This is a genomic window from Jonesia quinghaiensis DSM 15701 (assembly GCF_000423205.1).
Classification (GTDB): Bacteria; Actinomycetota; Actinomycetes; order Actinomycetales; family Cellulomonadaceae; genus Jonesia; species Jonesia quinghaiensis.
This window is the reverse complement of record NZ_AUHN01000009.1, coordinates 172,462-196,331: the sequence shown is the minus strand read 5'-3', so window position 1 is coordinate 196,331 and position 23,870 is coordinate 172,462. Positions and strand designations below refer to the sequence as shown.

23 protein-coding genes are annotated in these 23,870 nt (G+C 56.9%); 15 read left to right on the top strand and 8 right to left on the bottom strand.

Annotated elements, in window-relative coordinates; genetic code table 11:
* Nucleotides 1–47: 47 nt before the first annotated feature.
* Together mmsA and mmsB are read left to right on the top strand one after the other, a co-directional pair.
* Complete coding sequence (gene mmsA, locus G538_RS0108725) at nucleotides 48–1,580, top strand: multiple monosaccharide ABC transporter ATP-binding protein (RefSeq protein ID WP_029069025.1); 1,533 nt, start codon at nucleotides 48–50, stop codon at nucleotides 1,578–1,580.
* On the top strand, nucleotides 1,580–2,758 hold the full coding sequence (gene mmsB, locus G538_RS0108720) for a multiple monosaccharide ABC transporter permease (protein WP_029069024.1): 1,179 nt from the start codon (nucleotides 1,580–1,582) through the stop codon (nucleotides 2,756–2,758). Before mmsA ends, mmsB begins: the two co-directional genes overlap by 1 nt.
* Nucleotides 2,759–2,875: 117 nt before the next feature.
* Here the strand turns inward: mmsB and G538_RS0108715 are convergent, their stop codons facing one another.
* Together G538_RS0108715 and G538_RS0108710 are read right to left on the bottom strand one after the other, a co-directional pair.
* Nucleotides 2,876–3,568, bottom strand: a complete 693-nt coding sequence (locus G538_RS0108715; RefSeq protein WP_051196876.1) for a potassium channel family protein — start codon at nucleotides 3,566–3,568, stop codon at nucleotides 2,876–2,878.
* 64 nt (nucleotides 3,569–3,632) lie between these two features.
* Nucleotides 3,633–5,009, bottom strand: a complete 1,377-nt coding sequence (locus G538_RS0108710) for a TrkH family potassium uptake protein (RefSeq protein WP_157544384.1) — start codon at nucleotides 5,007–5,009, stop codon at nucleotides 3,633–3,635.
* Nucleotides 5,010–5,204: 195 nt separating this feature from the next.
* On the opposite strand from G538_RS0108710, the gene G538_RS0108705 reads away from it, so the two are divergent.
* The 3 genes from G538_RS0108705 (at nucleotide 5,205) to G538_RS0108695 (ending at nucleotide 7,865) form a co-directional block, all read left to right on the top strand.
* Nucleotides 5,205–6,392: an acetoin utilization protein AcuC gene (locus G538_RS0108705; RefSeq protein ID WP_029069021.1), complete on the top strand. Its 1,188-nt coding sequence runs from the start codon at nucleotides 5,205–5,207 to the stop codon at nucleotides 6,390–6,392.
* Between the two features lie 151 nt (nucleotides 6,393–6,543).
* Nucleotides 6,544–6,642 carry a 30S ribosomal protein bS22 gene (locus G538_RS17760; RefSeq protein WP_003792170.1) on the top strand — a complete coding sequence of 33 codons (99 nt, stop codon included), beginning with the start codon at nucleotides 6,544–6,546 and terminating at the stop codon, nucleotides 6,640–6,642.
* Nucleotides 6,643–6,854: 212 nt separating this feature from the next.
* Nucleotides 6,855–7,865, top strand: coding sequence for a LacI family DNA-binding transcriptional regulator (locus tag G538_RS0108695; RefSeq protein ID WP_029069020.1), 1,011 nt, complete (start codon nucleotides 6,855–6,857; stop codon nucleotides 7,863–7,865).
* Nucleotides 7,866–7,877: 12 nt separating this feature from the next.
* On the opposite strand, the gene G538_RS0108690 is transcribed toward G538_RS0108695, so the two are convergent.
* From G538_RS0108690 to G538_RS0108670, 5 genes are read right to left on the bottom strand one after another with little or no spacing between them, the layout of a single operon-like run.
* A complete protein-coding gene (locus tag G538_RS0108690) occupies nucleotides 7,878–8,564 on the bottom strand; it encodes a DUF624 domain-containing protein (RefSeq protein ID WP_029069019.1) in 687 nt (228 codons plus the stop codon).
* 36 nt (nucleotides 8,565–8,600) lie between these two features.
* Nucleotides 8,601–9,977 carry an arabinan endo-1,5-alpha-L-arabinosidase gene (locus G538_RS15900; protein WP_051196804.1) on the bottom strand — a complete coding sequence of 459 codons (1,377 nt, stop codon included), beginning with the start codon at nucleotides 9,975–9,977 and terminating at the stop codon, nucleotides 8,601–8,603.
* Nucleotides 9,978–9,986: 9 nt separating this feature from the next.
* Nucleotides 9,987–10,943: a carbohydrate ABC transporter permease gene (locus tag G538_RS0108680; protein ID WP_211218598.1), complete on the bottom strand. Its 957-nt coding sequence runs from the start codon at nucleotides 10,941–10,943 to the stop codon at nucleotides 9,987–9,989.
* A 9-nt stretch (nucleotides 10,944–10,952) separates the two neighbouring features.
* Nucleotides 10,953–11,909 carry a carbohydrate ABC transporter permease gene (locus tag G538_RS0108675; protein WP_029069017.1) on the bottom strand — a complete coding sequence of 319 codons (957 nt, stop codon included), beginning with the start codon at nucleotides 11,907–11,909 and terminating at the stop codon, nucleotides 10,953–10,955.
* 57 nt (nucleotides 11,910–11,966) lie between these two features.
* Complete coding sequence (locus G538_RS0108670) at nucleotides 11,967–13,307, bottom strand: ABC transporter substrate-binding protein (RefSeq protein ID WP_029069016.1); 1,341 nt, start codon at nucleotides 13,305–13,307, stop codon at nucleotides 11,967–11,969.
* Nucleotides 13,308–13,673: 366 nt separating this feature from the next.
* On the opposite strand from G538_RS0108670, the gene G538_RS0108665 reads away from it, so the two are divergent.
* The 5 genes from G538_RS0108665 to G538_RS15890 all read left to right on the top strand — a co-directional run bounded on the left by G538_RS0108665 (nucleotide 13,674) and on the right by G538_RS15890 (nucleotide 18,724).
* Nucleotides 13,674–14,999 carry a glycoside hydrolase family 27 protein gene (locus tag G538_RS0108665; RefSeq protein ID WP_029069015.1) on the top strand — a complete coding sequence of 442 codons (1,326 nt, stop codon included), beginning with the start codon at nucleotides 13,674–13,676 and terminating at the stop codon, nucleotides 14,997–14,999.
* Between the two features lie 69 nt (nucleotides 15,000–15,068).
* Entirely contained in the window at nucleotides 15,069–16,592 is a 1,524-nt protein-coding gene (arfA, locus tag G538_RS0108660) for an arabinosylfuranosidase ArfA (RefSeq protein WP_029069014.1), read from the top strand.
* 65 nt (nucleotides 16,593–16,657) lie between these two features.
* Complete coding sequence (locus G538_RS15895; protein ID WP_157544382.1) at nucleotides 16,658–17,779, top strand: arabinan endo-1,5-alpha-L-arabinosidase; 1,122 nt, start codon at nucleotides 16,658–16,660, stop codon at nucleotides 17,777–17,779.
* A gap of 4 nt (nucleotides 17,780–17,783) precedes the next feature.
* Nucleotides 17,784–18,041, top strand: a complete 258-nt coding sequence (locus G538_RS0108650; protein WP_029069013.1) for a glutaredoxin family protein — start codon at nucleotides 17,784–17,786, stop codon at nucleotides 18,039–18,041.
* Nucleotides 18,038–18,724 (top strand): redox-sensing transcriptional repressor Rex, encoded by a 687-nt coding sequence (locus G538_RS15890; RefSeq protein ID WP_051196802.1) that lies wholly within the window; start codon nucleotides 18,038–18,040, stop codon nucleotides 18,722–18,724. The genes G538_RS0108650 and G538_RS15890 overlap by 4 nt, the downstream gene beginning before the upstream one ends.
* Nucleotides 18,725–18,839: 115 nt before the next feature.
* Here G538_RS15890 and G538_RS0108640 read toward each other — a convergent pair whose 3' ends face one another.
* Nucleotides 18,840–19,385, bottom strand: a complete 546-nt coding sequence (locus G538_RS0108640) for a YceI family protein (protein WP_029069012.1) — start codon at nucleotides 19,383–19,385, stop codon at nucleotides 18,840–18,842.
* Nucleotides 19,386–19,678: 293 nt separating this feature from the next.
* Here G538_RS0108640 and G538_RS0108635 point away from each other — a divergent pair, with 293 nt between their 5' ends.
* The 5 genes from G538_RS0108635 to resB are packed head-to-tail and all read left to right on the top strand — an operon-like array spanning nucleotide 19,679 to nucleotide 23,868.
* The gene (locus G538_RS0108635; RefSeq protein WP_029069011.1) at nucleotides 19,679–20,161 is read left to right on the top strand and encodes a MarR family winged helix-turn-helix transcriptional regulator; all 483 of its coding nucleotides are present in this window, start codon (nucleotides 19,679–19,681) and stop codon (nucleotides 20,159–20,161) included.
* Between the two features lie 37 nt (nucleotides 20,162–20,198).
* Nucleotides 20,199–20,843, top strand: coding sequence for a histidine phosphatase family protein (locus G538_RS0108630; RefSeq protein WP_029069010.1), 645 nt, complete (start codon nucleotides 20,199–20,201; stop codon nucleotides 20,841–20,843).
* A 47-nt stretch (nucleotides 20,844–20,890) separates the two neighbouring features.
* The gene (locus G538_RS0108625; RefSeq protein WP_425402187.1) at nucleotides 20,891–21,490 is read left to right on the top strand and encodes a TlpA family protein disulfide reductase; all 600 of its coding nucleotides are present in this window, start codon (nucleotides 20,891–20,893) and stop codon (nucleotides 21,488–21,490) included.
* A gap of 47 nt (nucleotides 21,491–21,537) precedes the next feature.
* The gene (locus G538_RS15885) at nucleotides 21,538–22,275 is read left to right on the top strand and encodes a cytochrome c biogenesis CcdA family protein (RefSeq protein WP_084618286.1); all 738 of its coding nucleotides are present in this window, start codon (nucleotides 21,538–21,540) and stop codon (nucleotides 22,273–22,275) included.
* Between the two features lie 3 nt (nucleotides 22,276–22,278).
* Nucleotides 22,279–23,868, top strand: a complete 1,590-nt coding sequence (resB, locus tag G538_RS15880) for a cytochrome c biogenesis protein ResB (RefSeq protein ID WP_051196800.1) — start codon at nucleotides 22,279–22,281, stop codon at nucleotides 23,866–23,868.
* Nucleotides 23,869–23,870: the final 2 nt, after the last annotated feature.

Genomic DNA, 23,870 nt, shown 5'->3' with positions numbered 1-23,870 from the left:
CCACCCTATTAATTCAGTGACCCACCAATGAAGGAGGGACGGGTAGCATGAGCGACAACATCCTAGAGATGCGCTCGATCACCAAGACGTTCCCCGGTGTCAAGGCGCTCGATGACGTAAATCTCAGTGTGCAACGCGGAGAGATTCACGCCATCTGCGGCGAAAACGGCGCGGGAAAATCTACCCTGATGAAGGTACTGTCCGGCGTGTACCCACACGGAACGTACCAAGGAGAAATCCATTTTGACGGTAAACTCGGTGAGTTCGGATCTATTAATGACTCCGAAGCGCGCGGGATCGTTATCATCCACCAAGAACTCGCACTCATCCCTTACTTGTCAGTTGCTGAGAACATCTTCCTCGGTAACGAACAGAAAACACGTGGGCTCATTGACTGGGACAAAACCAACGCCGAGGCGGCCAAACTGCTCGCACGCGTTGGATTGTCGGAGAACCCAACCACTCCGGTAAACCAACTGGGTGTGGGCAAGCAACAACTGATTGAAATTGCCAAAGCGCTCTCTAAGCGCGTCAAGATCCTCATTCTTGATGAACCCACTGCGGCACTGAATGACTCAGACTCCGCGCACCTTCTTGACCTGCTCCGTCACCTCAGGGGACAGGGCATCACCTGCATTATGATCTCCCACAAACTCAATGAGATCACTGACATTGCAGACTCGACCACCATCATCCGTGATGGGAAAACCATTGAAACGCTGAAGGTCGGACCTGAGTTCACGCAGGATCGCATTATTCGCGGCATGGTCGGCCGAGACCTGGAAAACCGATACCCCGAACACGTGAGTTCAGTGGGCGAAGAAATCTTCGCTATTGAGGACTGGACTGTTCATCACCCCACGCAACATGACCGCGTCATCGTCGACAATGCAAGCCTGCATGTCAACAAAGGCGAGATCGTCGGTATTGCAGGGTTGATGGGGGCGGGGCGTACTGAGCTCGCCATGAGCGTTTTTGGACGTTCATATGGCTCGAAGATCAGCGGCACCGTTCGTATGCACGGCAAACCAGTAAATCTGAAGACCGTGTCTGATGCGATTGATGTTGGCATCGCCTACGTCTCTGAAGACCGTAAACGCTATGGACTGAACCTCATTCAGGACATTAAAACCAACACCACGGCAGCTGGTCTGTCCAAAATCTCCCGCGGTGGATGGGTGAATAGCAACGAAGAACTCAAAGTTGCTGAAGAATACCGCACCTCGTTGCGCACCAAGACCCCCAACGTTCACGCGCTTGTGGGCAAGCTCTCCGGTGGTAATCAGCAAAAGGTTGTTCTCGCTAAGTGGATGTTCACTGACCCTGAGCTGCTGATTCTTGATGAGCCAACTCGAGGCATCGACGTTGGTGCGAAGTACGAGATCTACACGATTATTAACAAATTGGCAGATCAAGGTAAAGCCGTCCTGGTGATCTCCTCAGAGTTGCCGGAGTTGCTGGGTATCTGTGACCGCATTTACACCCTGTCAGCTGGAACGATCACTGGTTGCGTGCCCAAAGAGCATGCAACCCAAGAAAGCTTGATGGAACTCATGACCAAGGAAAAGGAACGAGTCTGATGTCAGAGACGAAAGGGCTCGTAGCCCTTGTCACGCGCAACCTGCGCCAAAGCGGTATTTACATAGCTTTTGTCGCCATCGTTATTCTCTTTGCGATTTTGACTGATGGTATTCTGCTCGCTCCGAACAACCTCACCAACCTGGTTCTGCAGTACTCATACATCCTGATCCTTGCTATCGGTATGGTGATGGTGATCATTGCAGGCCACATCGACCTCTCCGTTGGTTCGGTGGTGGCGCTCTCCGGGGCTGTTGCTGCGGTACTGATCCAACAGCAGGGCTGGCCTTGGTGGGCAGCTGTACTCGCCGCACTAGTGGCTGGTTTGCTGGTTGGTGTTTGGCAGGGTTTCTGGATCGCCTTTGTGGGGATCCCGGCATTCATTGTGACCCTTGCCGGTATGCTTCTCTTCCGTGGGCTAGCACTCCTCATCTTGAGCAATATCTCAATCTCCATCTACGACCCCGCATACAAGCAGGTTGCTGGCGGATTCTTTAACGGCTTGATCGGCGGAGACGGATACGACGCCTTCACCCTTGTCATTTTCGGAATCGGTATTCTTGGCTTCGCAGTCATGCAGTGGCGTGCCCGCATGGCCCGCCTGGCATACCAGCAAGATGTCGAATCAATGCCACTGTTCATTGGCAAGCTTGTCGTTGTTGCCATTGTGGTTATGGCATTCGCATGGCAACTCGCTACAGCACGTGGATTGCCATACGTTCTGATCCTGCTTGCTGCTCTCATCATGATCTACACGATGATCACCAAGCGCACCATCTTCGGTCGCCACATTTACGCAATCGGTGGAAACCTCGCCGCAGCGCAACTGTCTGGTGTGAAGGTCAAGTGGGTTAACTTCTCGATCTTCGTCAACATGGGCTTCCTTGCTGCTCTCGCAGGCATCGTCTTCTCCTCACGATCATCCTCCGCTCAGCCAGCTGCCGGTGAAATGTTCGAGCTTGATGCGATCGCGGCCTGCTTCATCGGTGGTGCTGCAGTGACCGGTGGTATCGGAACGGTCATCGGAGCGATGGTTGGTGGTCTCATCATGGCCGTCATGTCCAACGGTATGTCGATCCTCGGTGTGGACCAGTCCATCCAATCAGTGATCAAGGGTCTCATCCTCCTGCTCGCTGTTGCATTCGACGTCTACAACAAGCGGCGCGCTGGTACGCGCTAATAACAGACCTCCTGTCAGAGGCCGTGCGTGACCGTCCCCCTGCGTCATGCACAACTAATAGGGCGGCATCTCCACCACCTGGTGGACATGCCGCCCTATTGGCTTGTCGGAAGCCTGCTATGGGCGCGCAGCGAACCGTTCGAGAAGTTCTGAGTGCCCGGAGACCACAATGAGGTCGTTTGCGGAGATGCGTGTTCCGGGGGTGGCATAGATAAATTCTTGCCCCGGCGACTTCACCCCAATGATCGTGACACCGTATTTTTCCAACACTCGAGACTGCTCAAGTGTGAACCCCTGTGTTTCCTTAGGGGGGCGCATTTTCACGATCGTGAAGCCGTCCTCTACCTCGATGTAGTCCAGAAGTTTTCCGGACACGAGGTGGGCGACCCGGTTACCGGCATCGGACTCGGGGAAAACCACGTGGTGGGCGCCGATGCGTTGCAGGATTCTGCCATGCTCGGCGGAGATAGCTTTTGCCCAAATTTGTGGGGTGCCTAGGTCAACGAGGTTTCCGGTAATGAGAACCGAAGCTTCCAATGCGGTGCCGACACCCACGACAACCACGGAGTAGTCGCGGATACCGATTTGCTCGAGCGCTTCGGGGTTCGTGCAGTCTGCTTCAACAACTGAGATCCGGTCAGCGTAGTTTGCCACCAGTTGAGGGTTTGTCTCTACGGCGAGGACATCTTGCCCCATGCGGTCTAAGGTCAGTGCGAGGGAAGAACCAAAACGCCCCAACCCAATGACTAGCACGCCTGCGTCGTTACGCGATTCTGTGGTGCGTCGACGCCTCGCGACGGATTGTGCGATGGAAACCCCGGCGCCGCGGCTAGCTCCGCTGCTTCGCTCAAGGGCGAGGATATCCTCGTGTGTATCAGCCAACGATCGGCCTTTCCTCTGGTAGTCGAATGACACGTCGCCGTGATCGCAGGGCAAGTGCAGCCCCAAATGTCATGGTACCGACACGTCCCACATACATCAGCATCACGAGCATGTATTTCGCAGAATCTGGGAGGTCGGGTGTGATCCCCGTGGACAACCCCACGGTGGCGAACGCTGAGATCACTTCGAACAGGATGACATCGAGAGCCAGCCCGGTCAGTTCCAGCATGATCAGGCAAGAAACCAGGATGATGGTGGCGCCTAGGAACGTCACTGCCACCGCTAGGCGCAGAATATCTGCGGGGATCCTGCGCCGGAATACTTCGGTGTCACGGTCACCGCGAGCTTCCGCCACGATGGCGAGCATTAACACCGCGAGGGTCGTGACTTTAATACCACCTGCCGTGGAGGCACTGCCACCTCCCACAAACATCAGCGCGTCAGTAATGAGCCAGCTGGATTCGTGCATCGCCCCGATGTCGATCGTGTTGAACCCGCCAGAACGCGGCATGATGGCCAGAAAGAGGCTCGAGAGAATTTTCTCGTCAAAGGTCATGCCGCCCAGTGTTGCTGCGTTGCGCCATTCAGCAATGAGGAACCACACCGCTCCCACGGCAACAAGAAGAGCTGAGGTGACCACGGTGAGTTTGGTGTGCAGTGTCCACAGCGTGCGATTCCGACGGGCTCGCGCGAGGTTGAGGATGACCGGGAACCCCAACGAGCCGATAAACACACCCATCATGATGGGACCCAAGATGAGCCAGTCACTGTAGTAAGGCATCAGCCCTTCAGTGGTGGGGAGGAAACCGGCGTTGTTAAAGGAGGACACGGCAAAGAACACGCTGTGCCACAGCGCTGAACCTGCGGAGTCGTATACCGCAAAGAAACGAGGGAACAGCAGCAGCGCAATGCATAGTTCGAGGGTGACTGAGGTGATGACCACAACCCGGATGAGTGACCCTACCTCACCGAGACGAGTTGTTTTGGTTTCGCGGGCGGTAAGGATCTTCGCGGTGAGCCCAAGTTTCCGAGACACTGCCAGCCCAAGGATGGACGCCAGCGTCATGACACCGAACCCGCCGATTTGAATGCCAGACAAAATGGTTGCTTGCCCAAAGAATGACCAGTGAGTGGCAGTGTCGACGGTTGTTAGACCAGTGACTGAGACTGCTGAGGTTGCGACAAAGAGGGCGTCTGCAAACGGGGCACGAACCCCAGTGGTTGTAGCAATGGGCAGTGATAGCAAGCCTGCGAAGGCGAAAATAACAAGACCGAAGGCTAGGAGGGCGAGCGCAGCAGGGTAGCGCCGTGCGATGCGGTCAGCAGATTCTCTGCCCGCCCAGAACGCTGCCAAAAAGCGTGCTAACACCCCAGTCCTTTCACACCGCCGCTTAGGCAAATATCAGGGGGCGGTGAACTTGTTCAAAGGAAACTCTGCCACATTTCCGCGGTTCTGCGCGTCTAGGGGACCGTTGCGTCCCAGTAAGCAGCCACGTATTCGGAGAATGTAAGCCATCTCACGTGCGAACTCGATTATCCAGGGTGTCTCGTTGTACCGTGGACCATGCCCATCTTTGCCCACGTGGCGTGGTCCGGGGAGATGCTCAATTATGACTTTGGGCCAACCCATCCGATGTCCCCTCTCCGCCTGGATTTGACGATGCGTTTGCTTCGTGAGTTGGGCATCGTCAACGAGCCGCATATCCGGCTTTCTCCCAGTGAACCTGTTGCACGTGACCTGTTAGAACGCGTCCATGAACCGCACTATGTGGACGCAGTCATGAAAGCGTCGCAGGGGGACTACACCGATGAGGTGTGTGGTTTAGGGACAGAGGACAACCCCAGTTTCCCCGACATGCATGAGGCTGCTGCCCGCATGACGGGAGCAACCGTGGACGCCGCCTTGGCGGTGTGGGGTGGGCAGAGTATGCATGCGGTGAATCTTTCTGGCGGGATGCATCATGCGATGCCAGGCGCAGCCTCGGGTTTCTGTATTTATAACGATGCCGCGGTCGCCATCAAGATGGTGCAGGAACTGGGCGCCCAACGTGTCATGTACATCGACCTGGACGCGCATCACGGTGACGGTGTTGAGACGATGTTTTGGGATGACCCCAGTGTGTTGACCTTCTCCATCCACCAAAGTGGGGCAACCCTGTTTCCTGGCACGGGATTCCCCACAGATATGGGTGGCCCTGGTGCGCTAGGAACAGCGGTTAATATTGCGCTGCCACCACGTACTGACTCTGCGGGCTGGCTGCGAGCGTTGCATGCGGTGCTCCCCGATGTTGTGCGTGCTTTCCAGCCAGATCTCATTATTTCTCAGCATGGTTGTGACGCGCACTGCCTTGATGCCCTCTCTGATCTTCGGGTTAACGTCGATGCGCAACGCCAGGCAGCTGTTCTGGTGCATCAGTTGGCCCATGAGGCCGCTCAGGGGCGCTGGGTGGCGCTGGGTGGTGGGGGCTACTCTGTTGTGGACGTGGTGCCCCTTGTGTGGACGCATGTGGTGGGCATCGCTAGTCATCAGGAGGTGCCGAGCGACACGCCTACCCCGCAACGGTGGCAAGGTTACATTGACATGCTGTTGGACCACGACCCGCCGCAGTTTCTTGGCGACCGTCTTGGTGCCGCTACTTTTACCCCGTGGTCTGCGGGTTTTGACCCTGACAGCGAAGTGGACCGGGCAATCAGGGCCACACGGAACGCAGTTTTCCCACACCTAGGAATCGATGCAACCCACGAGTTGTGAGCGAGACGCCACGCCGAGGAATGGACAAGAGGGTGGCAAAAAACTTAAGGTTGACAGATATCTGTGGTAAAAACACGCTACTTCTCGCGGTAAGATAGTAGACGGACTTTTCCACACGTAGTAAAGACACCAACGACTGTGAGGAACCAGCATGGGCTCCGTCATCAAGAAGCGCCGTAAGCGCATGGCGAAGAAGAAGCACCGTAAGCTGCTTCGTAAGACGCGTCACCAGCGTCGTAACAAGAAGTAATTACGCTCCTTATTTTGAAGCGTCTCTGTGGGGCTCACCAGCAACAGCTGGTGAGCCCCACAGTTGTTTTGTGGAGAAAAAGGCAATCGCGGTAACTTCTGTCGGAATCCACGGGAAAATGTGGAGGTTGCACTAACACATCACGTAGAGTGTGAGAAACACTGAAACTCAGCGCTTTCTATCGATGAAGATGGCGGAAGAGAGAAGCATTAATGGCTGCCACTATGCAGGATGTCGCCAAACGGGCTGGCGTCTCTGTGAAAACCGTGTCCAACGTCGTGAACGGTTACCCCTACATTCGCGACACCACAAAAGAAAAAGTCCTCGCGGCAATAGCCGAACTCGACTACCAAATGAACACCACAGCCCGGTCACTCCGGTCCGGGAAAACAGGCATGATCGGTCTCGCCGTCCCAGAACTGTCCCTGCCGTACTTTGCGCAACTAGCTGACGCAGTCATCCAACACGCAGAAACCCGCGGCCTGACCGTACTCATTGAACAAACCGGCGCAGACCCAGCCCGCGAACGCGAAGCCCTCTACGGTAGCCGCCGCCAACTCACTGACGGTCTGATCATGTCCCCGCTTGCCCTCGGCCCCAACGACGTTGACCTCTTCACCGTGCCCTACCCCCTCGTACTTCTCGGCGAACGAGTATTCAACTCCAGCGCAGACCACGTCACCATGCACAACGTTGCCGGCGCACAAGCCGCAACAGAACACCTCATTGCGCAAGGATGCCGAAAGATCGCTGTCCTAGGTGCCCACGAAGGCGAAGTCATGGGATCAGCAAAACTCCGGACCGAAGGCTACCTCAAAGCGCTCGCAGAACACGGCATGGAGCCCGATCCACAACTCATACGCGAAGTTGGGCTGTGGCACCGGTCAACAGGCGCTGAAGCCCTCTTCCAGCTCGTGGATGAGGGTGTGGAGTTCGACGGGATATTTGCACTGAACGATGCTCTTGCCTTGGGAGCGCTCTACGCACTCCATACGCGCGGCATTGCCGTACCAGAGCAAGTAAAAGTGATCGGGTTCGATGACATCGACGATGCCCGTTACTCGTTCCCTCCGTTGTCCACCGTTGACCCTGGCCGGGACCAAATTGCCCACACAGCAGTGGACCTTCTCCAGCAGCGCATCGACAATCCTCACGTAACCCACCAGCCACAAAAAATCGTGACAAGTTACTCGGTGGTGCAGCGAAACTCTACCCAGCTGTAACGGGCTGTCCTGTCATACGCGGCGGCTGAGTCGAATGGTGCGCTCCACCTCAGCATTGATGAGCAGGGAATCATCCGAGCGAAACCCGGGTGCCAGCCGTCGGTCAATGGTGGACCCAGCAATCACCGCGGGTAGGGCAACAGGGACGATGAAACCGGCAAGAATAATGATGAGTGGAAGCTGCCAGGTGAGCATCGTAAAAGCTGTGAGGAGCAGCAGAATAGACAAACTTGTCGGGAAGAAAGTTAGTGGCGCCAGGAGAACAAACCTCCACGTCGCAGCAAATGCGTCGGTGTAGCGCAGTTCCACAGCGAGGTAGAACGAAAAAGCCACCGTCGTCATGGCAGCCACAATCAGGAACGGAATGAGGAAAAACGCTGCGGTTTCGAGGCCGTTAAGTTGGGCTATCCGGAAGGCGTACAGGTCAGCGGCAGCTAAGGCCGCCACCGCAAGGAAAGGCCAACCGCGCTGGTTCGATGCCTTCCAACTGCGAGCGTAATAGGACCAAAAATCATGCCACACCCGATCGCTTGGACTCCCAAGAAACAACGCAGTGACCAGCCGCGAACAGCTGCGTGATGCGGGGAGTATGCCGGTGACGATACCCCCCGCAAGAACGCCAAGAATCCACAAAAGATTCAGCAGAACGAGGGACGTTGCATAGTTCAGGTAAACCATGACTCGTGCGGCCCAGTTCATCTGATCCTTCTTTCTTCACGCACGGTCAAAGTGCTGTCACTGTGGTGCTGGTGTTCCATCAATCCCACGATAGCCGCTGACATGAACAAGCCGGTCACCGGCTTGACGGTACCCGGCGAAAGCTATGGTGGACTGACCCGTTGGCAAGGTGACAGGGAAGGTGACCCCTTCGACCAAGCCAAGGTCGTTGAGGTTACCTGATGGCAGGGCAACAGGTTGAGCAACAACCATGGGAGCTAACCGCAAGTGGTCCGGGAACCCATCGGGAAGAGGCACTGGTACCTGCTCAGGAACAGCTGATAGGTCCAGCACAAACCAGGTGCCACGCAACGAGTCATCACACAGAGTTGTTGAAGTTTCTCGTGACTCTCCGCCATAAGGCAGGGGAGAAACGACCGGCCACCCGGACGGCATGAGGAGCAGTCGGCGGATCTGCGCCTCATGCTGTCCGGGGGAGTCTGCGTGGCGCACATGGTGGACGAGGAACTCTGTGCCATCGTCGTCACGGAATACGCTGCAGTGCCCAGGTGCGATGAGCCCAGGCAATCCCGGAAACTGGTGCCCAGCGAGGATTTGTGTTCCCACATTGGTGGGGTCCAGTTCGCACGTGTCATCCATGAGTCGCCGATCGAGCAACCGGTTACCTGCGCGGTCGATGTAGGGACCAATGGGTGCGGGTGCGTGAGCGACCCGAACGTCGTAGGCGTTGAAGAGTGAATCGAACGAGACAAAGAGGTTGTAATTGTCAGGCTCTCCAGGCTGTGGTGCACGCAGGAAAGGCCCTTCGAGAGCCCCTTCAACGGCCCGGGGGCGAGCAGCGATGCGTTCGCCCATGCTGCCAGGATGACGAGGCATACCTGTGATGGGATCAAGCTCTAAGGCGTAGAGCCCGGAAAAGAACGAACCGTAGGTGAGCCACGGGCGTCCCTGGTCATCCCAGGTCACGCACGCGTCGATGGCGTTTTGGGAGGAGTGGTTGTGGTGCGTGCGCACCACAATGCCTTCGTCGTGCCACGGGCCAAGCGGTGTGGGTGCAGTGGCTAAACCAATCGCTGATGTTCGTGACCCAAAGGACGATGCTGACCACAGCATCCGCCAAGCGGTGTCAGTTCCTTCAGCGCCACGCCATCGAACTACTTCGGGTGCCCAGAGCCCTTGTGCATTCGCCCAGTTATGGGCTGATGGGGGAACACCATCAAAAGCGGTGCCATGCCAGTCCCAGGTGACCAGGTCAGGTGAGGTGCGGATGTGGACGCCTGATGGGGCTGGCCCATCCGCGCAAGCGTCGGTGGACATCATGACGTATAGGCCATCATCAGCGCGAACAACGGTGGGGTCGTGCGCATTGCGCAGACCCCACGTTGTTGGTGCTGAGCTGATGGACGAGCGAAGTGGCTGCGTCTCAGCGGTCATGGTGCGGTGTTATCCCTTCGACCCAGTCAAGGCAATGGACTCAATGATTTGGCGCTGGAAGATCAAGAAGATCAACAGCACAGGGATCAGTGCGACAAATGATGCGGCCATGATCAGGGGGTAATCGGTTTGAATGGCGTACTGCGCGTTGAATGATGCGATAACAAGTTGCAGTGTCTGCTTCTCGGGGGAGTTCAAGTAGATGATGGGGGCGAGGTAGTCGTTCCAGATCGCCATGAACCACAGGATGAACTGAGCAGCGATAGCTGGTCGGATCAGTGGCAGTACCATGCGCCCGAAGGTTTGCAGGTAGCCAGCGCCATCAATTTTTGCTGCTTCGAGCATCGAGTCAGGGACTGAACTGAGGTATTGACGCAGGAAGAAGATCATCATGATGTTTCCGAACAGCCCTGGCACAATCAGCGGGAGGAGGGTGTTAACCCAGCCCCACTCGGAGAACATGACGAACTGCGGAATCATCAGGGTGGGGTAGGGGATCATGAGCCCTGATAGCAGGATCAGGAAGAACCCATTGCGGAAAGGGATGCGTAGCTTGGCGAAGGCATAGGCTGCCAAGGAGGAGAACACTGTTCCCACGATGGTGACGGAGAACGCAACGATCAGTGAGTTCGTAATACCGGAGAGCAGTGGGCCAGCGGTCCAAATGCGTACGTAGTTTTCCCACACAAATGGGTCGGGGATCCACTGTGGAGGTAGAGCGAAGACGCCTTCACGGGTTTTCAGTGAGGTCGATAGTGTCCACAGGAGGGGGCCGACCATGATGATCCCGCCGAGGGATAAAACAAACCCAACAATGATGTTGCCGAGGCGTTGCTTGCCCTGGGAGCTTGCTGGACCAAAGCCTTTGCCGGGGATAAGGAGTTTCCCGGTGCCAAGCTTGGGGAGTTTAGAGGAGGGCGCCTTGATGGGGTCAAGGCCTTGTGATGGTGATTCAACGGTGGTCATGGCGCGGCCTCACTCGATGGAGAAGGAGTTACGGGCATTCAGGCGGAACTGAATGGCGGTGATGACAAAGACGATGAGTCCCAGCACGATTGACATCGAAGCCGCATAGCCCATCTGCAGGTTGTCGAATGCCTTCTGCCAGATGTACCAAACGATGGTTGCGGAACTGAACTGCGGGCCGCCGTCAGGGGTCATGATGTTGATTTCAATGAACACCTGGGCTCCACCGATGATGGAAGTCACCACAAGGAAGAACGTCACGGGCCGGACCATTGGCAGGGTGATGGAGCGGAACTTGCGTAGCGCTCCTGCACCGTCAAGTGCTGCTGCCTCATAGAGGGAAGCGGGCACGGACTGGATGGCTGCTAAGTACAGCAGCATCGAGTATCCCAGCCCTTTCCACACTGTCATGAGGATGATGGCGGGTTTGACTGTTGAGGTATTTTCAAGCCAGTTGGGACCGTCAATACCAAAGATTGCGAGGGTCTGGTTGATCAGACCGAAGTCACCGTTGTAGGCCCACTGCCACATAATCGCGATTGCGGCAAGTGAGGAGATAACGGGGATGTAGTAGATCGTTCGGAAAAAAGTTGTTCCTCGCATCTTGCGGTTCATCGCTAGTGCGAGCAGAAGCGAGAGGATAAGACCGATCGGAATACCGATCATCAGGTAGAAGGTGTTGAACAACGCCTTGTGGAAGTACTCGTCCTGGAGGAGTCGCTCGTAGTTTCCCAATCCGATGAAGTTCATCGGACCCAGGCCATTCCACTGTGTTAGTGAGGCATAGACCGAAAAGATCAGCGGGTACAGGGTAAAGATGGTGAAACCGACGAGCGGTACGGCGATAAAGGCAAGTCCGATACGGCGTTCACGGGCGTGAAGCCTACTGGTGCCAGAGGATCTCTGGTTTGCTGCTTTTTTCGTGGCCGGCGTCGGGGGTGTCGTGGCTACATCATTGAGTGCCATCACAGTCTCCCTCCAGGGTGTGGCGGGAGGGGAGCGATGCTCCCCTCCCGATGATGATTAGTTGACGCTTGACATCTCAGCGTCGGCGTTTGCTGCGTCGAGGAAGGACTGCATTTTTGGTTGTGCTTCCTTGAGATATTCCTCAGCGGTCATGTCCCCATCAAGAACCGGTTGAATGTTGGTGAACAACTCGTCGTACCATTCACCGTTGTATGTCCGGTTAGCAGGCAGTGCCCGGCCGTAGGTCTGGACAACGTCGAGGAACTCTTTGCGGTTCGCTGGAACAGCGCCTTCTTCAGCTGCCCATTCCTCAGCAACATCAATGAGGTTAGGGATCTGAATGTTGGCGTCAACCAGTGCTTGCTGACCTTCTTCGTTGGCGGTCAGGTAAAGCAGGAGGTCAATGGCCTCGTCTGGGTGTTCCGTGGTTGCTGAGGCAGCAATTCCCAAGGTGCCGATCCAGGTTGCTGGCTCACCGGTGGAGCCAACTGGGTAAGGCATGAGGTCCCAGTCAAAGTCGAGGGTCTGGTAGGTCGAAACGTCCCATGGCCCAACGGGGAAGAACCCGATTTCGCCCTTCATCCAGCGCTGGTAGGTGTCCAGAGTCTGGGCTTGTGCGGTGGAGGGGGTGACGCCGTGCTTGTTTTCAACATCTGCCATGAACTGCAGCGCTTCAGCAAATTCAGGGGTGTCTACAGTGACGGTTTTGCCGTCTTCTGAGAGCCAGTCCCCGCCGTTTGACCAGACGAAGGATTGCAGGTTCCAGGTGATGTTCAGGCCGGTGCCCCACTGGTCGAGTTCGCCGTCACCATCGTTGTCTTTGGTGAGTTTTTTGGCAATGTCCAACCATTCGTCCCAGGTGTAAGGCTGGTCTGGGTCAGGGATATCTATCCCAGCCTCTTCGAACATGGTTTTGTTGTAACCCATGGAGAAGGGGCCAACGTCCTTGGGCATGGCGTAAATGGCGCCTTGGCCTTGGACGGTGCCGTCGTAGCGGTAGGAGTCCACTCCGTACTGCCAGATGTTGTCGAGGTTGACAACGTCAGAGCCCTCAACGTGCTCGGTGATATCCATGATTACACCAGAGTTCACAAACGACTGAACTTCACCAGGGGCAATGTAGAAGACGTCAGGGACTTGGCGGCCTGTAATGGTCGCTTTGAGCTTGGTGGAGTAGTCATCTGCGGTGGTAACAATGACCTCAACGTCGACGCCAGTGTCTTTTTCGTATTGGGCGATGACAGCCTCGTAGGCCTTCTTTTCGTCTTCGCCGCCACGGAACATAAAGGTTAGTTTCTTGCTGTCATCATCGGCGTTTCCACCACCTGCACAGGCGGTCAAAGCCAGTGTTGCCGTCAAAAATGCGGCGCCAACATGGATGAGGCGTGACTTCTTCATCACGAGTCCTTCCTAGAGTGAGTACTTCTGGGCAGAGCGCGGTGGGTGAGTACAGAGTATTCTGCGTCCGCTTCTGCCGTGAATCGTCATCGATTCATCAGTTCTACATCGATGTAGATAACCTTGCACGAGAACTCCGGGAACGTCAAGAGTGTGACGCAGGCAATTTTACATCGATGAAGAACTGTGACCTTCGCAGAAGAAGCATCGCCGTTTCACCTCGCAGGCACTCGACAGAAAAAGGCCTGGTTGCGGTGTTGACGTTCCCCCGGGGGGTGGCGGTAAACTTTCTACATCGTTGTAGAAGCGAGGTGTTGGAATGCGACACCGCACTGTAAATACCGCCACACAGCAAGGGAGCTGGAGATGGGGCACGCACGCCCACCCATGGGTTGGAACTCCTGGGACTGTTACGGCACAACCGTCACCGAGACGGAACTTCTCGCCAACGCGCAGTTTATGGCTCAGCACTTAGCTGAACACGGGTGGGACACCGTCGTCTGTGACATTCAGTGGTATGAACCAAACGCCCGTGCCGGAGGCTACAACGACAACGCCACACTTCTCCTTGACGCCAACGGGCGCCAACTTCCCGTCCCCGAACGGTTCCCCTCCGCACTGAACGCTGCAGGCCACAACACTGGTTTTACCGCAATCGCCAAACAGATCCACCAGCTGGGATTGCGGTTCGGTGTGCACCTCATGCGCGGTATTCCCCGTCAGGCAGTACGGGACAACCTTCCTATTGCCGGATCAACCTGGCATGCCGCAGACGTGGCGAATCCAGCCTCAACGTGCCCCTGGAACAGCGATAACGTCGGTGTGAACACTGAGCACCCCGGGGCGCAAGACTGGTATGACGCACTCATCGACCAACTCGCCCGTTGGGGAGTGGACTTTCTCAAAGTTGATGACATGCTCGCGCCCTACCATGCTCGCGACATCGAGATGATCCACGCCGCAATCAAACGCGCCGCCGCTGCACACGGCACGGACATCACCCTCTCCTTGTCACCAGGCACCCGAGTATCACTACGTCGCCAACCCCACCTAGCCGCCCACAGCACGATGTGGCGCATCAGCGATGACCTCTGGGACCGTTGGGAAGACCTCACCGCCCAACTGGACCGCCTTGCCCTATGGGCGCCACACCAAACCCCAGGTGCTTGGGCAGACGCAGACATGCTCCCACTAGGGCGCATCGGGATTCGAGCCGAGCGTGGAGAACCCCGCGATTCCCGGCTCACCCACAGCGAACAACAGGTCCTGATGAGCGCCTGGACGCTGGCCCAATCACCGCTGATGATGGGGGGGGATCTACCAACATCAAGTCCCCAAACCATCGAGCTCCTCACCAACGCTGACCTTTTAGAGCACTACCGCCAAGGCATCGCAGCGCACTGCATCCTCCATGAAGGTGACATCCGGGTGTGGGCCACTCCACCGCAGGCGAAACTGTGCCACGTTGCAGTGTTTAACCTCGCAGATAACTCCCACACCGCTGTCATCGACCTAGCAGATATTCCTGCCTCTCCACAGGCCACAGCGGTAGACATATGGAGCGGTGAAACATTCACCGTCAACCCAGGCAACGAACAACACCCGTACCCGCACATCGTCCTTGAGCTTGCACCACACAGTGTGGTGCATCTGCGGCTAGACACCGGTGACACCGACGTAAACACGGTCTAATCACCACCGCAACCACGACACACCCAAACGTCTTGTACCCCCGCCCCGCATCTCACCGAGGAGAACACCATGGCAACCGCACGCCTCCACCTAGACCCAGCATTCACAGTTGGCCCCGTCCGCCCACGCACCTTTGGTGCCTTTGTTGAACACCTTGGCCGGTGCGTTTACGAAGGTATCTTTGAGCCCGAACACCCAGAAGCTGACGACGACGGATTCCGCACCGACGTTCTGGCCCTGACCCGCGAACTTGGAGCAACCTCCGTACGCTACCCCGGAGGGAACTTCGTGTCCGGGTACCGCTGGGAAGACGGCATCGGCCCAGTAGAAAAACGCCCCACCCGCCTCGACCTCGCCTGGCACTCCTCAGACCCCAACCACGTTGGGGTCGACGAATACATGACATGGTGTGCCAAAGCAGGTGTAGAACCCATGATGGCCGTCAACCTCGGTACCCGCGGAGTCCAAGAAGCACTCGACCTCCTCGAATACTGCAACGTCCCCAGCGGCACCTACTGGTCAGACCTCCGCCGTGCAAACGGACACGAAGAGCCCTACCGCATCAAAATGTGGTGCCTCGGCAACGAAATGGACGGCCCTTGGCAGATCGGGCACAAAACCGAACACGAATACGCCCGCCTCGCCACCGAAACAGCCCGTGCCATGCGGATGATTGACCCCAGCATCGAACTCATTGTGTGCGGATCCTCCGCGTCCGACATGCCAACCTTTGGGCGCTGGGAAGCGACCGTCCTCGAAGAGGCCTACGACTACGTCGACATGATCTCCGCCCACGCCTACTACTGGGAAAAAGACGGAGACCTCAACTCCTTCCTCGCCTCAGCAGTCAACATGGACCACTTCATCGACTCAGTAACCGCAGCCGCAGACTACGTGCGTGCCGTCAAAAAGTCTGACAAACGCATCAACATCTCTTTTGATGAGTGGAACGTCTGGTACATGGACCGTGCCGAATCCGTCCCGCCAACCGGTGACGACTGGCCAGTTGCACCCAAACTCCTCGAAGACCACTACAACGTCGCCGATGCAGTGGTTGTCGGGAACCTGCTGATCTCCCTGCTCCGCCACACCGACCGAGTAGCCTCAGCATCCCTCGCACAACTGGTCAACGTGATCGCGCCCATCATGACCGAAAAAGGCGGGCGAGCCTACCGCCAAACAACGTTCCACCCCTTTGCCATCACCGCTGCTAACGCAACCGGCGACGTCCTGCAAGTAGGCATCGACGCACCAACAATGACCACCACCCGCTTTGGTGACGTCAAAGCCATTGATGCCGTCGCCACCCGCGACACCGACACCGGGACCACCAACCTGTTTGTGGTGAACCGTGCGCCAGAAGAAGCAACAGAACTCCGCGTAGACCTACGCGCACTTTCTGGGTTCGCCGAGAACAACATCAGCTCCGTCCAAGCGGTGACCTACCACCACGACGACCACACTTGGCAAGCCACCGCAGACGACGACACCACCGTCGTCCCCACGGCAAACAAGACCGCACGCATCGACGGTCACGAACTCGTGATCGAACTGCCCGCAATCTCCTGGTCACACATCGCCCTATCCCACTAAAAACTTCCGGCTGCACGGGTGAGGTCTACACCCCGTGCAGCCGGAACACCACGCAAGGAGTCGCTGTGGCACACCGCCAGATCATCGCAACCACAATGTTGGCGCTACTCGCCCTCACCAGCGGGTGTGCAAACACCCAAAACGACACACCAACCGCCACAGCCCTCGAAGTCAACGGGTCACTCGACGCACACGACCCATCCCTCATCATCGACGACGCCGGGACCCCCGACACCAACGATGACGTATGGTACGTCTACTCCACCGGCAACGGAGCGATTGGACTAGGCTCACCCCAAGTACGCCGCTCAGAAGACCAAGGAACCACCTGGGAAGACCTCGGGCCAGCCTGGACAGCAGCAGACGAACCCTACTGGGCACGAGAAATCATCACCGGTGTCGACAACTTTTGGGCACCAGAAGTCGTGGAACACGACGGCACCTACTACATGTACTACTCCGCCTCAACGTTTGGGTCTAGCACCTCACTCATCGGGCTCTACACCAACACCACCCTTGATCCGCAAGACCCCAACTACAGATGGGAAGATCAGGGCGAAGTTCTCCGCTCCACGTCAGACTCAACAGTCAATGCCATCGACCCAGGAATATCCGCGGACGCTGATGGCAATCCATGGATGGTCTACGGCTCCTTCTGGGACGGACTTGTTATCGTTCCTCTGGAATGGCCAAGCGGAAAACTCCCGGGACAAGCAGAAACCACCGACGACCCACTCGCAGCTTCAGGCGTCGAACCACAACTCATCGCCCAACGCGGCTACGCTCCCAACGCTATCGAAGCTGGTTTCCTCTACCAACGTGACGGCTGGTACTACCTCTTTTTCTCCCGCGACTCCTGCTGCAAAGGCACCGACTCCACTTACAACATGGCCGTTGGCCGATCCCAAAGCATCACCGGCCCCTACGTCGACGCTAACGACGTCCCACTCACAGAGGACGGCGGCCTCCCACTGCTGTCCACCACGGGAAATATGATTGGGCCAGGCGGACAATCCGTCGCCCGCTCAGGAGAAATAGACGTTCTCGCATACCACTACTACGACGCCGACCTTGGCGGCCAATTCCAACTAGCGCTACGCGAACTCGCCTGGGACGACAACGGATGGCCCATCGCCACTACCGACGCCGAACGCCAAGCGCAGGAGGCCAACGCATCCGTAGAATGACACTATGACAAGTCCCTCAGCCGACGTAGTGCTTTACTCGCGAACCACCTGCCCCCTGTGCGACGAGGCCCGGGACATCGTGGCCCGGGTATGCCGCGAGGCTGGCGTGGAATGGGTTGAAACCGTCATTGATGACTCACCGCAACTCATCGCAACATTTGGCGACTACGTCCCCGTGGTCGAAGTTGCCGGCGTGCAACAAGGGTTCTGGCACATCAACGAACCGCGACTCGTGCGAGCGATCGCCGAGTTACGCCCGTGAACACCAACCGAGACGTCCCTGTCTCAACGTTGCAACGCCTCCCCGCCTACCTGCGAGTCATCGACGCACTGATGTCCCACAGTGTTTTCCAAGCACCCTCCACACTCCTCGCCGAACGCGCAGGCGTCGGGCCAGCAAAGTTCCGCAAAGACATGTCCGTGATGGGAGCAACCGGGGTTCGCGGCTACGGCTATGACCTGACCACACTGCGAGAACAAATAAGGGAAACCCTCGGTTCGCGCTCGCAGGTGGGTTTTGTCATCGTGGGGATGGGACACCTTGGGCAAGCACTTGCGCGGTCTTCCACCTTTGGCCGGGGAGGGTTGAGTTTACGCGGTTTGTTTGATGTTGACCCACATATTGTGGGTCGCCTGGTGGCAGGCCATATCGTTGAGCATGACCATGTGATGCCGGCAGCAGTTGTTGACCGCGGTGTTTCTATCGTTGTGTTGACGACTCCCTCCGAGGTTGCTCAGGAAGTCGCCGATGCTGCCGTTGCAGCTGGTGTGCACGAGATTTTGAACTTCACCACTACAGCGTTGCGCGTCCCACCGTGCGTTGAAGTCAGGGGAGTGGACCTTGGCGTTGAATTGCAGATGTTGGCCTTCCGCGCCCGTCAGGGACCTGCGCGTCTAGCGCCTGCGCCGGGGGTGGTGCAGCCGCCACCGGCAAAGAGCCTGTAGCGATCTCGTTGTGCTGGGTATCTGGTTACTCCGTGTCATTGTGCGGACACAAAAGGTCGGGTCCTCTTGATGGGAGGACCCGACCTTTTGTTGTGATCAGCTATGCGGCGAGGTATCAGCCTTTGATTGCTGAAATGTCGAGGGAGATCTTGACCTTGTCACCAACGAGAACGCCACCAGCTTCGAGAGCTGCGTTCCAGGTTAGGCCGAATTCCTTGCGGGAGATTTCGAGTGAGCCTTCGAAGGCTGCGCGTGCGTTACCGAAGGGGTCGGTTGCTGCACCTGTGTACTCAACGTCGATGGTGACCTGTTGGGTCACGCCGTTGATGGTGAGGTCACCGGTCACGGCGAGGTCTTCAGGGGTTCCGGTGACGGAGGTTGAGGCGAAGGTCCACGCTGGGTTGGCGTCTACGTTGAAGAAGTCTGCTGACTTCAGGTGACCGTCGCGGTCTGCGGAGCCTGTGTCGATGCCGGAAGCGTCGAGTTCTGCAACGACTGACGATGCTTCAACTTCTTCACCAACAGTGATGGTGGCGGAGGTGATGGGGACGGAGCCGCGAACCTTGGAGATTCCGGCGTGGCGCACGGTGAATGATGCGTGGGAGTGGCTTGCGTCGGCGACGTAGGTGCCGGTGGCGAGTTCGGTGGGAACTGCAGTCATGAGTTACTCCTTGGTGAGGTGATGGATCGGTATGGTTGAATGCTCAATATTTGAGCCTTCAACTAACTCTTACCGCCACTCTAATCAAAAACCATCTCGAGCGCAACCGCTACTTGAAACGTCAAATAACATAACCCCGGGGTGTCCTCTTTTGTGTCACTCCACAGAAGAAGAAAACATCACGGCACTCCGCATTCTGAGGGATAAACACCCGACGCGAGGTTTTCCGGTATTTTGAAGACAGAAACGACAACGTCGCACGCGCCGAATCGCGCATCAGTGCAGGGGGATTTATGACTGACACCGCCCAATTCACCGATTGGCTCACCCATGACCAGCAGCAACACTGGCGTTGCTACCTGGAGGGCAACGCCAGGTTATGGGATGCGCTCGCCCGGGACCTTGAATCCCAAACGGACCTTTCGCTCAGTGAATACGAAATTCTCGTACGCCTCTCAGAGCGCAAAAATACTGCAATGCGAATGTCGGAACTTGCTGATGAACTAGCTCAATCCCGATCCCGCATCACTCACACAGTCCGCCGACTTGAGGAACGGGGGCTAGTCATCCGATCCCAAACCCCGGGTGATGGGCGTGGAGTGAACTGCACCATGACACCTACTGGACGTGACGTCTTGCAGCAAGCTGCCCCGATTCACGTGGCTTCAGTGCGAACACGGCTTGTCAATGTCATTACGGATGAAGAACTCGCGGTCCTTGGGCGGATGTTCGCGCGGCTGGCGCGCCAGGATTCAGACGAAGATCACCACTGCTGACATACTCAATCCCCGCAATCTTTGACAGACTAGTGGCATGTCTACGACCATCGTCCACTTGTTGCGCCACGGCGAAGTCCACAATCCCGAAAAAGTCTTGTACGGGCGGTTACCGAACTACCGACTTTCTGAACTTGGGCAAGAGATGGCTCGACGAGTTGCGCAGCACCTCCACGGCGAAGGCCGCGACATCACCGCGGTCATTGCGTCTCCACTCCAGCGCGCGCAGGAAACAGCCCAGCCCACCGCGCAGGCTTTTGGTCTTGAGATCGCAACTGATGAACGAATTATCGAGGCAGAAAACTACTTTGAAGGCAAAACCTTCGGTGTAGGTGATGGCTCATTGCGTCACCCACAGCACTGGCCGCGCCTCATCAACCCATTCCGCCCGTCCTGGGGGGAGGCGTACAAACAGCAAGTGCGTCGCATGCACGCAGCAGTTGATTCAGCTCGCACTGTTGCAGCAGGACACGAGGCACTCCTCGTTAGCCACCAACTACCGATCTGGATCGCTCGGCAAGCCTATGAAGGCAAAAAGTTGTGGCACGACCCCCGCAAACGTGAATGCAACCTTGCTTCGCTGACCTCCCTTCATTTTGACGGAGATCAACTTGCCAAGGTTGTCTACAGCGAACCCGTTGCTGACCTTTACCCAGGCGCATCCCGCGTCGCAGGAGCGTAAAGGAACTTTTCCAGAATCTTCACAGGCAAGTGCGAGAGAGTTTTCACGTGGTCTCCCCAGCGCGAACAGCACGGTATGTCTTTGTAGCTCTTACGGTCACCCTGTCAGTGGCCGTGACATCGAGTTGTGCCCAAGAATCGGGCAACAATACCGATGTCGCCCAACAGGGCTACCAATCCGGCGACGGTTCAATTACGACGTGGTCTCCCCAGGAACGTCGTGAACCTGTCACCCTCACCGGCACTGATTACGCCGGAGAACCAGTTGATACCTCAGTACAACAGGGCGGCATTGTTGTGCTGAACACGTGGTACGCCGCATGCCCGCCATGTCGCGCAGAGGCTGATGACCTCCTCCAAGTCGCTACTGACAGAGCAGATGACGGAGTGACTCTCTTAGGTATCAACCGGCATGACGACGCCGGTACGGCACAGGCCTTCGAACGGGAACACAGCGTGACCTGGCCGTCAATCAATGACGCCGATGGAGCTGCCACAGCAACTCTGTCAGGGGTTGTGCCGGTTAAAGCCGTGCCTACCACAGTGATTTTGGACCGTGAAGGACGGGTTGCAGCGCGCGTTTTAGGCGAGGTTGACGCTTCAACGCTCAACGGGCTGATTGATGATGTCCTGGACGAGAGCGCGTGAGCGCCTCACTGGGAGATCTCTTTGCATCAACCGCGTTCTCCGGTTCGATGCTGCTTGCCGTCCCTGTAGCGCTCCTCGCGGGTCTTGTATCTTTTGCCTCTCCCTGCGTTGTGCCACTTGTGCCGGGGTATGTCGGGTTTGTGAGTGGATTAGCAGCTCAGGGAGTTGGCCAACACGACACCAACACCACCGCAACGAAACCGGTAGCCTCACGCCGAGTCATCCTCGGTGTGGCGCTGTTTGTTGCTGGCTTCACGGTAGTTTTTGTCGCTGCAGGTGTCCTCACAGGAGCGTTGGGGGCAGCACTAAACCAGTGGTCCACGACGATTACCCGCATCTTAGGTGTTGTGGTCATCGTCATGGGCCTCGCCTTCATGGGGGTGTTCTCCGCCCTCCAGTGGGAGCGTCGTCTCCACGTTGCCCCGCGTGCTGGGTTATGGGGCGCCCCAGTTTTAGGCTTCGTCTTTGGGCTAGGTTGGACTCCGTGTCTTGGTCCAACTCTTGTTGCGATTAATGCCCTCGCCCTGTCAGAGGGCACGTGGCAGCGCGGGGCAATACTGGCTGTTGCATATAGCCTTGGGCTCGGCTTGCCCTTCATCCTTATCGGCGGCGCACTGGAACGCTCACAACGTATTTTGGGTGTGTTGCGCCGCTATCGGGTGGCGATCATGCGCATCGGCGGGGGTATGTTGGTGCTTCTGGGGCTTGCTCTGGTGACAGGGGCGTGGAACTGGTTGGCGACACAGATGTCGCTGTGGATTGGCGGAGTGGGAACGGTGGTGTAGCAGATGTCTGAACTCAACGTGCCAGTCCTGGGCGTGGGAGGGTGGCTGCGTTTTTTGTGGCGCCAATTGACGTCGATGCGGGTGGCCCTACTGCTCTTGCTGTTGCTTGCGGTTGCTGCGGTTCCTGGCTCCGTGTTTCCCCAATGGGATCAAGATGCTGTGCGCACAGCCCAATACGTTGCAGACAACCCAGACACTGCACCGTGGCTTGATCGCTTGGGTTTCTTCGAGGTGTATTCCTCTCCGTGGTTTTCCGCTATCTATATTTTGCTGTTCATCTCCCTTATCGGGTGCATTATTCCGCGCACCATGGTGTACGCGAAAGCGTTGCGCACACCACCACCTAAAACGCCTGCGACGTTGACCCGGTTTGAGTACCGCGAACAGGTCAGCACTCATGATAGTGATCTCGATCAGATCAGCGAGCGTGTCACCCGAGCACTGCGTGGGCGATCGCTGTGGCCTCGTTTCCGTGTGTCGATGGTGGATGAGGCTCCAGGTCAACGTTCCTTTTCTGCTGAGCGCGGCTATTTACGGGAAGCAGGGAATCTTGTTTTCCACATGTCGTTGATCGGCATTCTTGTGTCCTTTGGGCTTGGGCAGATGCTGGAATATCGTGGGCAAGCGATCGTCCAGCAGGGCAGGGGCTTTGTAAACGCTCAGGTGTCATACGACACTTTCGAAACAGGGTCACTGTTCTCTGATGATTCGATGCCTGCGTTCCGCATTACGTTGGATGACTTCACGTCCCAATTCAGAATCACCGATTCAGCCGCACAAGACTTCACCGCTTCGGTGACGTTGACGGAGGAAGACGGCACGGCAAGCCAACACGACATCAAAGTGAATGAACCGCTGTCTGCACACGGTGCAAGTGTGTATCTCATGGGTAACGGACACGCCCCAGTGGTTACTGTGCGTGACGCCGCTGGTGAGATTGCGTTTTCCGGTGCGGTGACATTCCTCCCAGAAGATGCCCAATACACGTCCCGTGGTGTCATCAAGGTTCCTGATGTGTCAACGGGCGAGCAACTGGGATTTGTTGGATACCTTCTGCCTACCGCAGACTTTTCGCTGGGTGCTGGGCGTTCCGTGTATCCAGAGGCGCTCGACCCGTACCTCATTCTTGACTTATTCCGCGGGGACCTTGGGCTGGATGAGGGTGTTCCACAAAATGTGTATCAACTCCAGACCAACAAAATGACCCAGGTTACTGGGAATGAGTTGACGACCGCACCTGTGGTGATAGCCCGTGGTCAAACAGTTGACTTACCGCAAGGGCTTGGCACTATTACGTTCGACGATGTTGTGCGTTACGCAGCGTTTGACGTGCGCTATGACCCCACCTTGGTGTGGTTGGCGTTGTTCTCCATCACGGCGCTTGTGGGGGTGGCTTTGAGTTTGTTCATTCCGCGCCGCCGTGTGTGGGTTCGAGTACGTGAGATAACTCCGGCAGGCGCCCCACCCACAGTGGACATTGAGATGGCGGCGTTGGCGAGGGGCCAGGACTCAGGGTTGGGTCATGAACTGCACCGAGTCCGCGATGCAATAACTGGTGAAGTAACTCAACGTCAGCGAAGTCGCGACATTTAACG

What these genes read in the sequence shown, in the direction of transcription:
- G538_RS0108670 (WP_029069016.1), bottom strand. Translation starts at nt 13,307, where the DNA reads ATGAAGAAGTCACGCCTCATCCATGTTGGCGCCGCATTTTTGACGGCA.
- mmsB (WP_029069024.1), top strand. Translation starts at nt 1,580, where the DNA reads ATGTCAGAGACGAAAGGGCTCGTAGCCCTTGTCACGCGCAACCTGCGC.
- G538_RS0108705 (WP_029069021.1), top strand. Translation starts at nt 5,205, where the DNA reads ATGCCCATCTTTGCCCACGTGGCGTGGTCCGGGGAGATGCTCAATTAT.
- G538_RS15900 (WP_051196804.1), bottom strand. Translation starts at nt 9,977, where the DNA reads ATGACCGCTGAGACGCAGCCACTTCGCTCGTCCATCAGCTCAGCACCA.
- G538_RS0108635 (WP_029069011.1), top strand. Translation starts at nt 19,679, where the DNA reads ATGACTGACACCGCCCAATTCACCGATTGGCTCACCCATGACCAGCAG.
- G538_RS0108650 (WP_029069013.1), top strand. Translation starts at nt 17,784, where the DNA reads ATGACAAGTCCCTCAGCCGACGTAGTGCTTTACTCGCGAACCACCTGC.
- G538_RS0108695 (WP_029069020.1), top strand. Translation starts at nt 6,855, where the DNA reads ATGGCTGCCACTATGCAGGATGTCGCCAAACGGGCTGGCGTCTCTGTG.
- mmsA (WP_029069025.1), top strand. Translation starts at nt 48, where the DNA reads ATGAGCGACAACATCCTAGAGATGCGCTCGATCACCAAGACGTTCCCC.
- G538_RS15885 (WP_084618286.1), top strand. Translation starts at nt 21,538, where the DNA reads ATGCTGCTTGCCGTCCCTGTAGCGCTCCTCGCGGGTCTTGTATCTTTT.
- G538_RS0108640 (WP_029069012.1), bottom strand. Translation starts at nt 19,385, where the DNA reads ATGACTGCAGTTCCCACCGAACTCGCCACCGGCACCTACGTCGCCGAC.
- G538_RS0108630 (WP_029069010.1), top strand. Translation starts at nt 20,199, where the DNA reads ATGTCTACGACCATCGTCCACTTGTTGCGCCACGGCGAAGTCCACAAT.
- resB (WP_051196800.1), top strand. Translation starts at nt 22,279, where the DNA reads ATGTCTGAACTCAACGTGCCAGTCCTGGGCGTGGGAGGGTGGCTGCGT.
- G538_RS0108690 (WP_029069019.1), bottom strand. Translation starts at nt 8,564, where the DNA reads ATGAACTGGGCCGCACGAGTCATGGTTTACCTGAACTATGCAACGTCC.
- G538_RS0108675 (WP_029069017.1), bottom strand. Translation starts at nt 11,909, where the DNA reads ATGGCACTCAATGATGTAGCCACGACACCCCCGACGCCGGCCACGAAA.
- G538_RS0108665 (WP_029069015.1), top strand. Translation starts at nt 13,674, where the DNA reads ATGGGGCACGCACGCCCACCCATGGGTTGGAACTCCTGGGACTGTTAC.
- G538_RS17760 (WP_003792170.1), top strand. Translation starts at nt 6,544, where the DNA reads ATGGGCTCCGTCATCAAGAAGCGCCGTAAGCGCATGGCGAAGAAGAAG.
- G538_RS0108680 (WP_211218598.1), bottom strand. Translation starts at nt 10,943, where the DNA reads ATGACCACCGTTGAATCACCATCACAAGGCCTTGACCCCATCAAGGCG.
- arfA (WP_029069014.1), top strand. Translation starts at nt 15,069, where the DNA reads ATGGCAACCGCACGCCTCCACCTAGACCCAGCATTCACAGTTGGCCCC.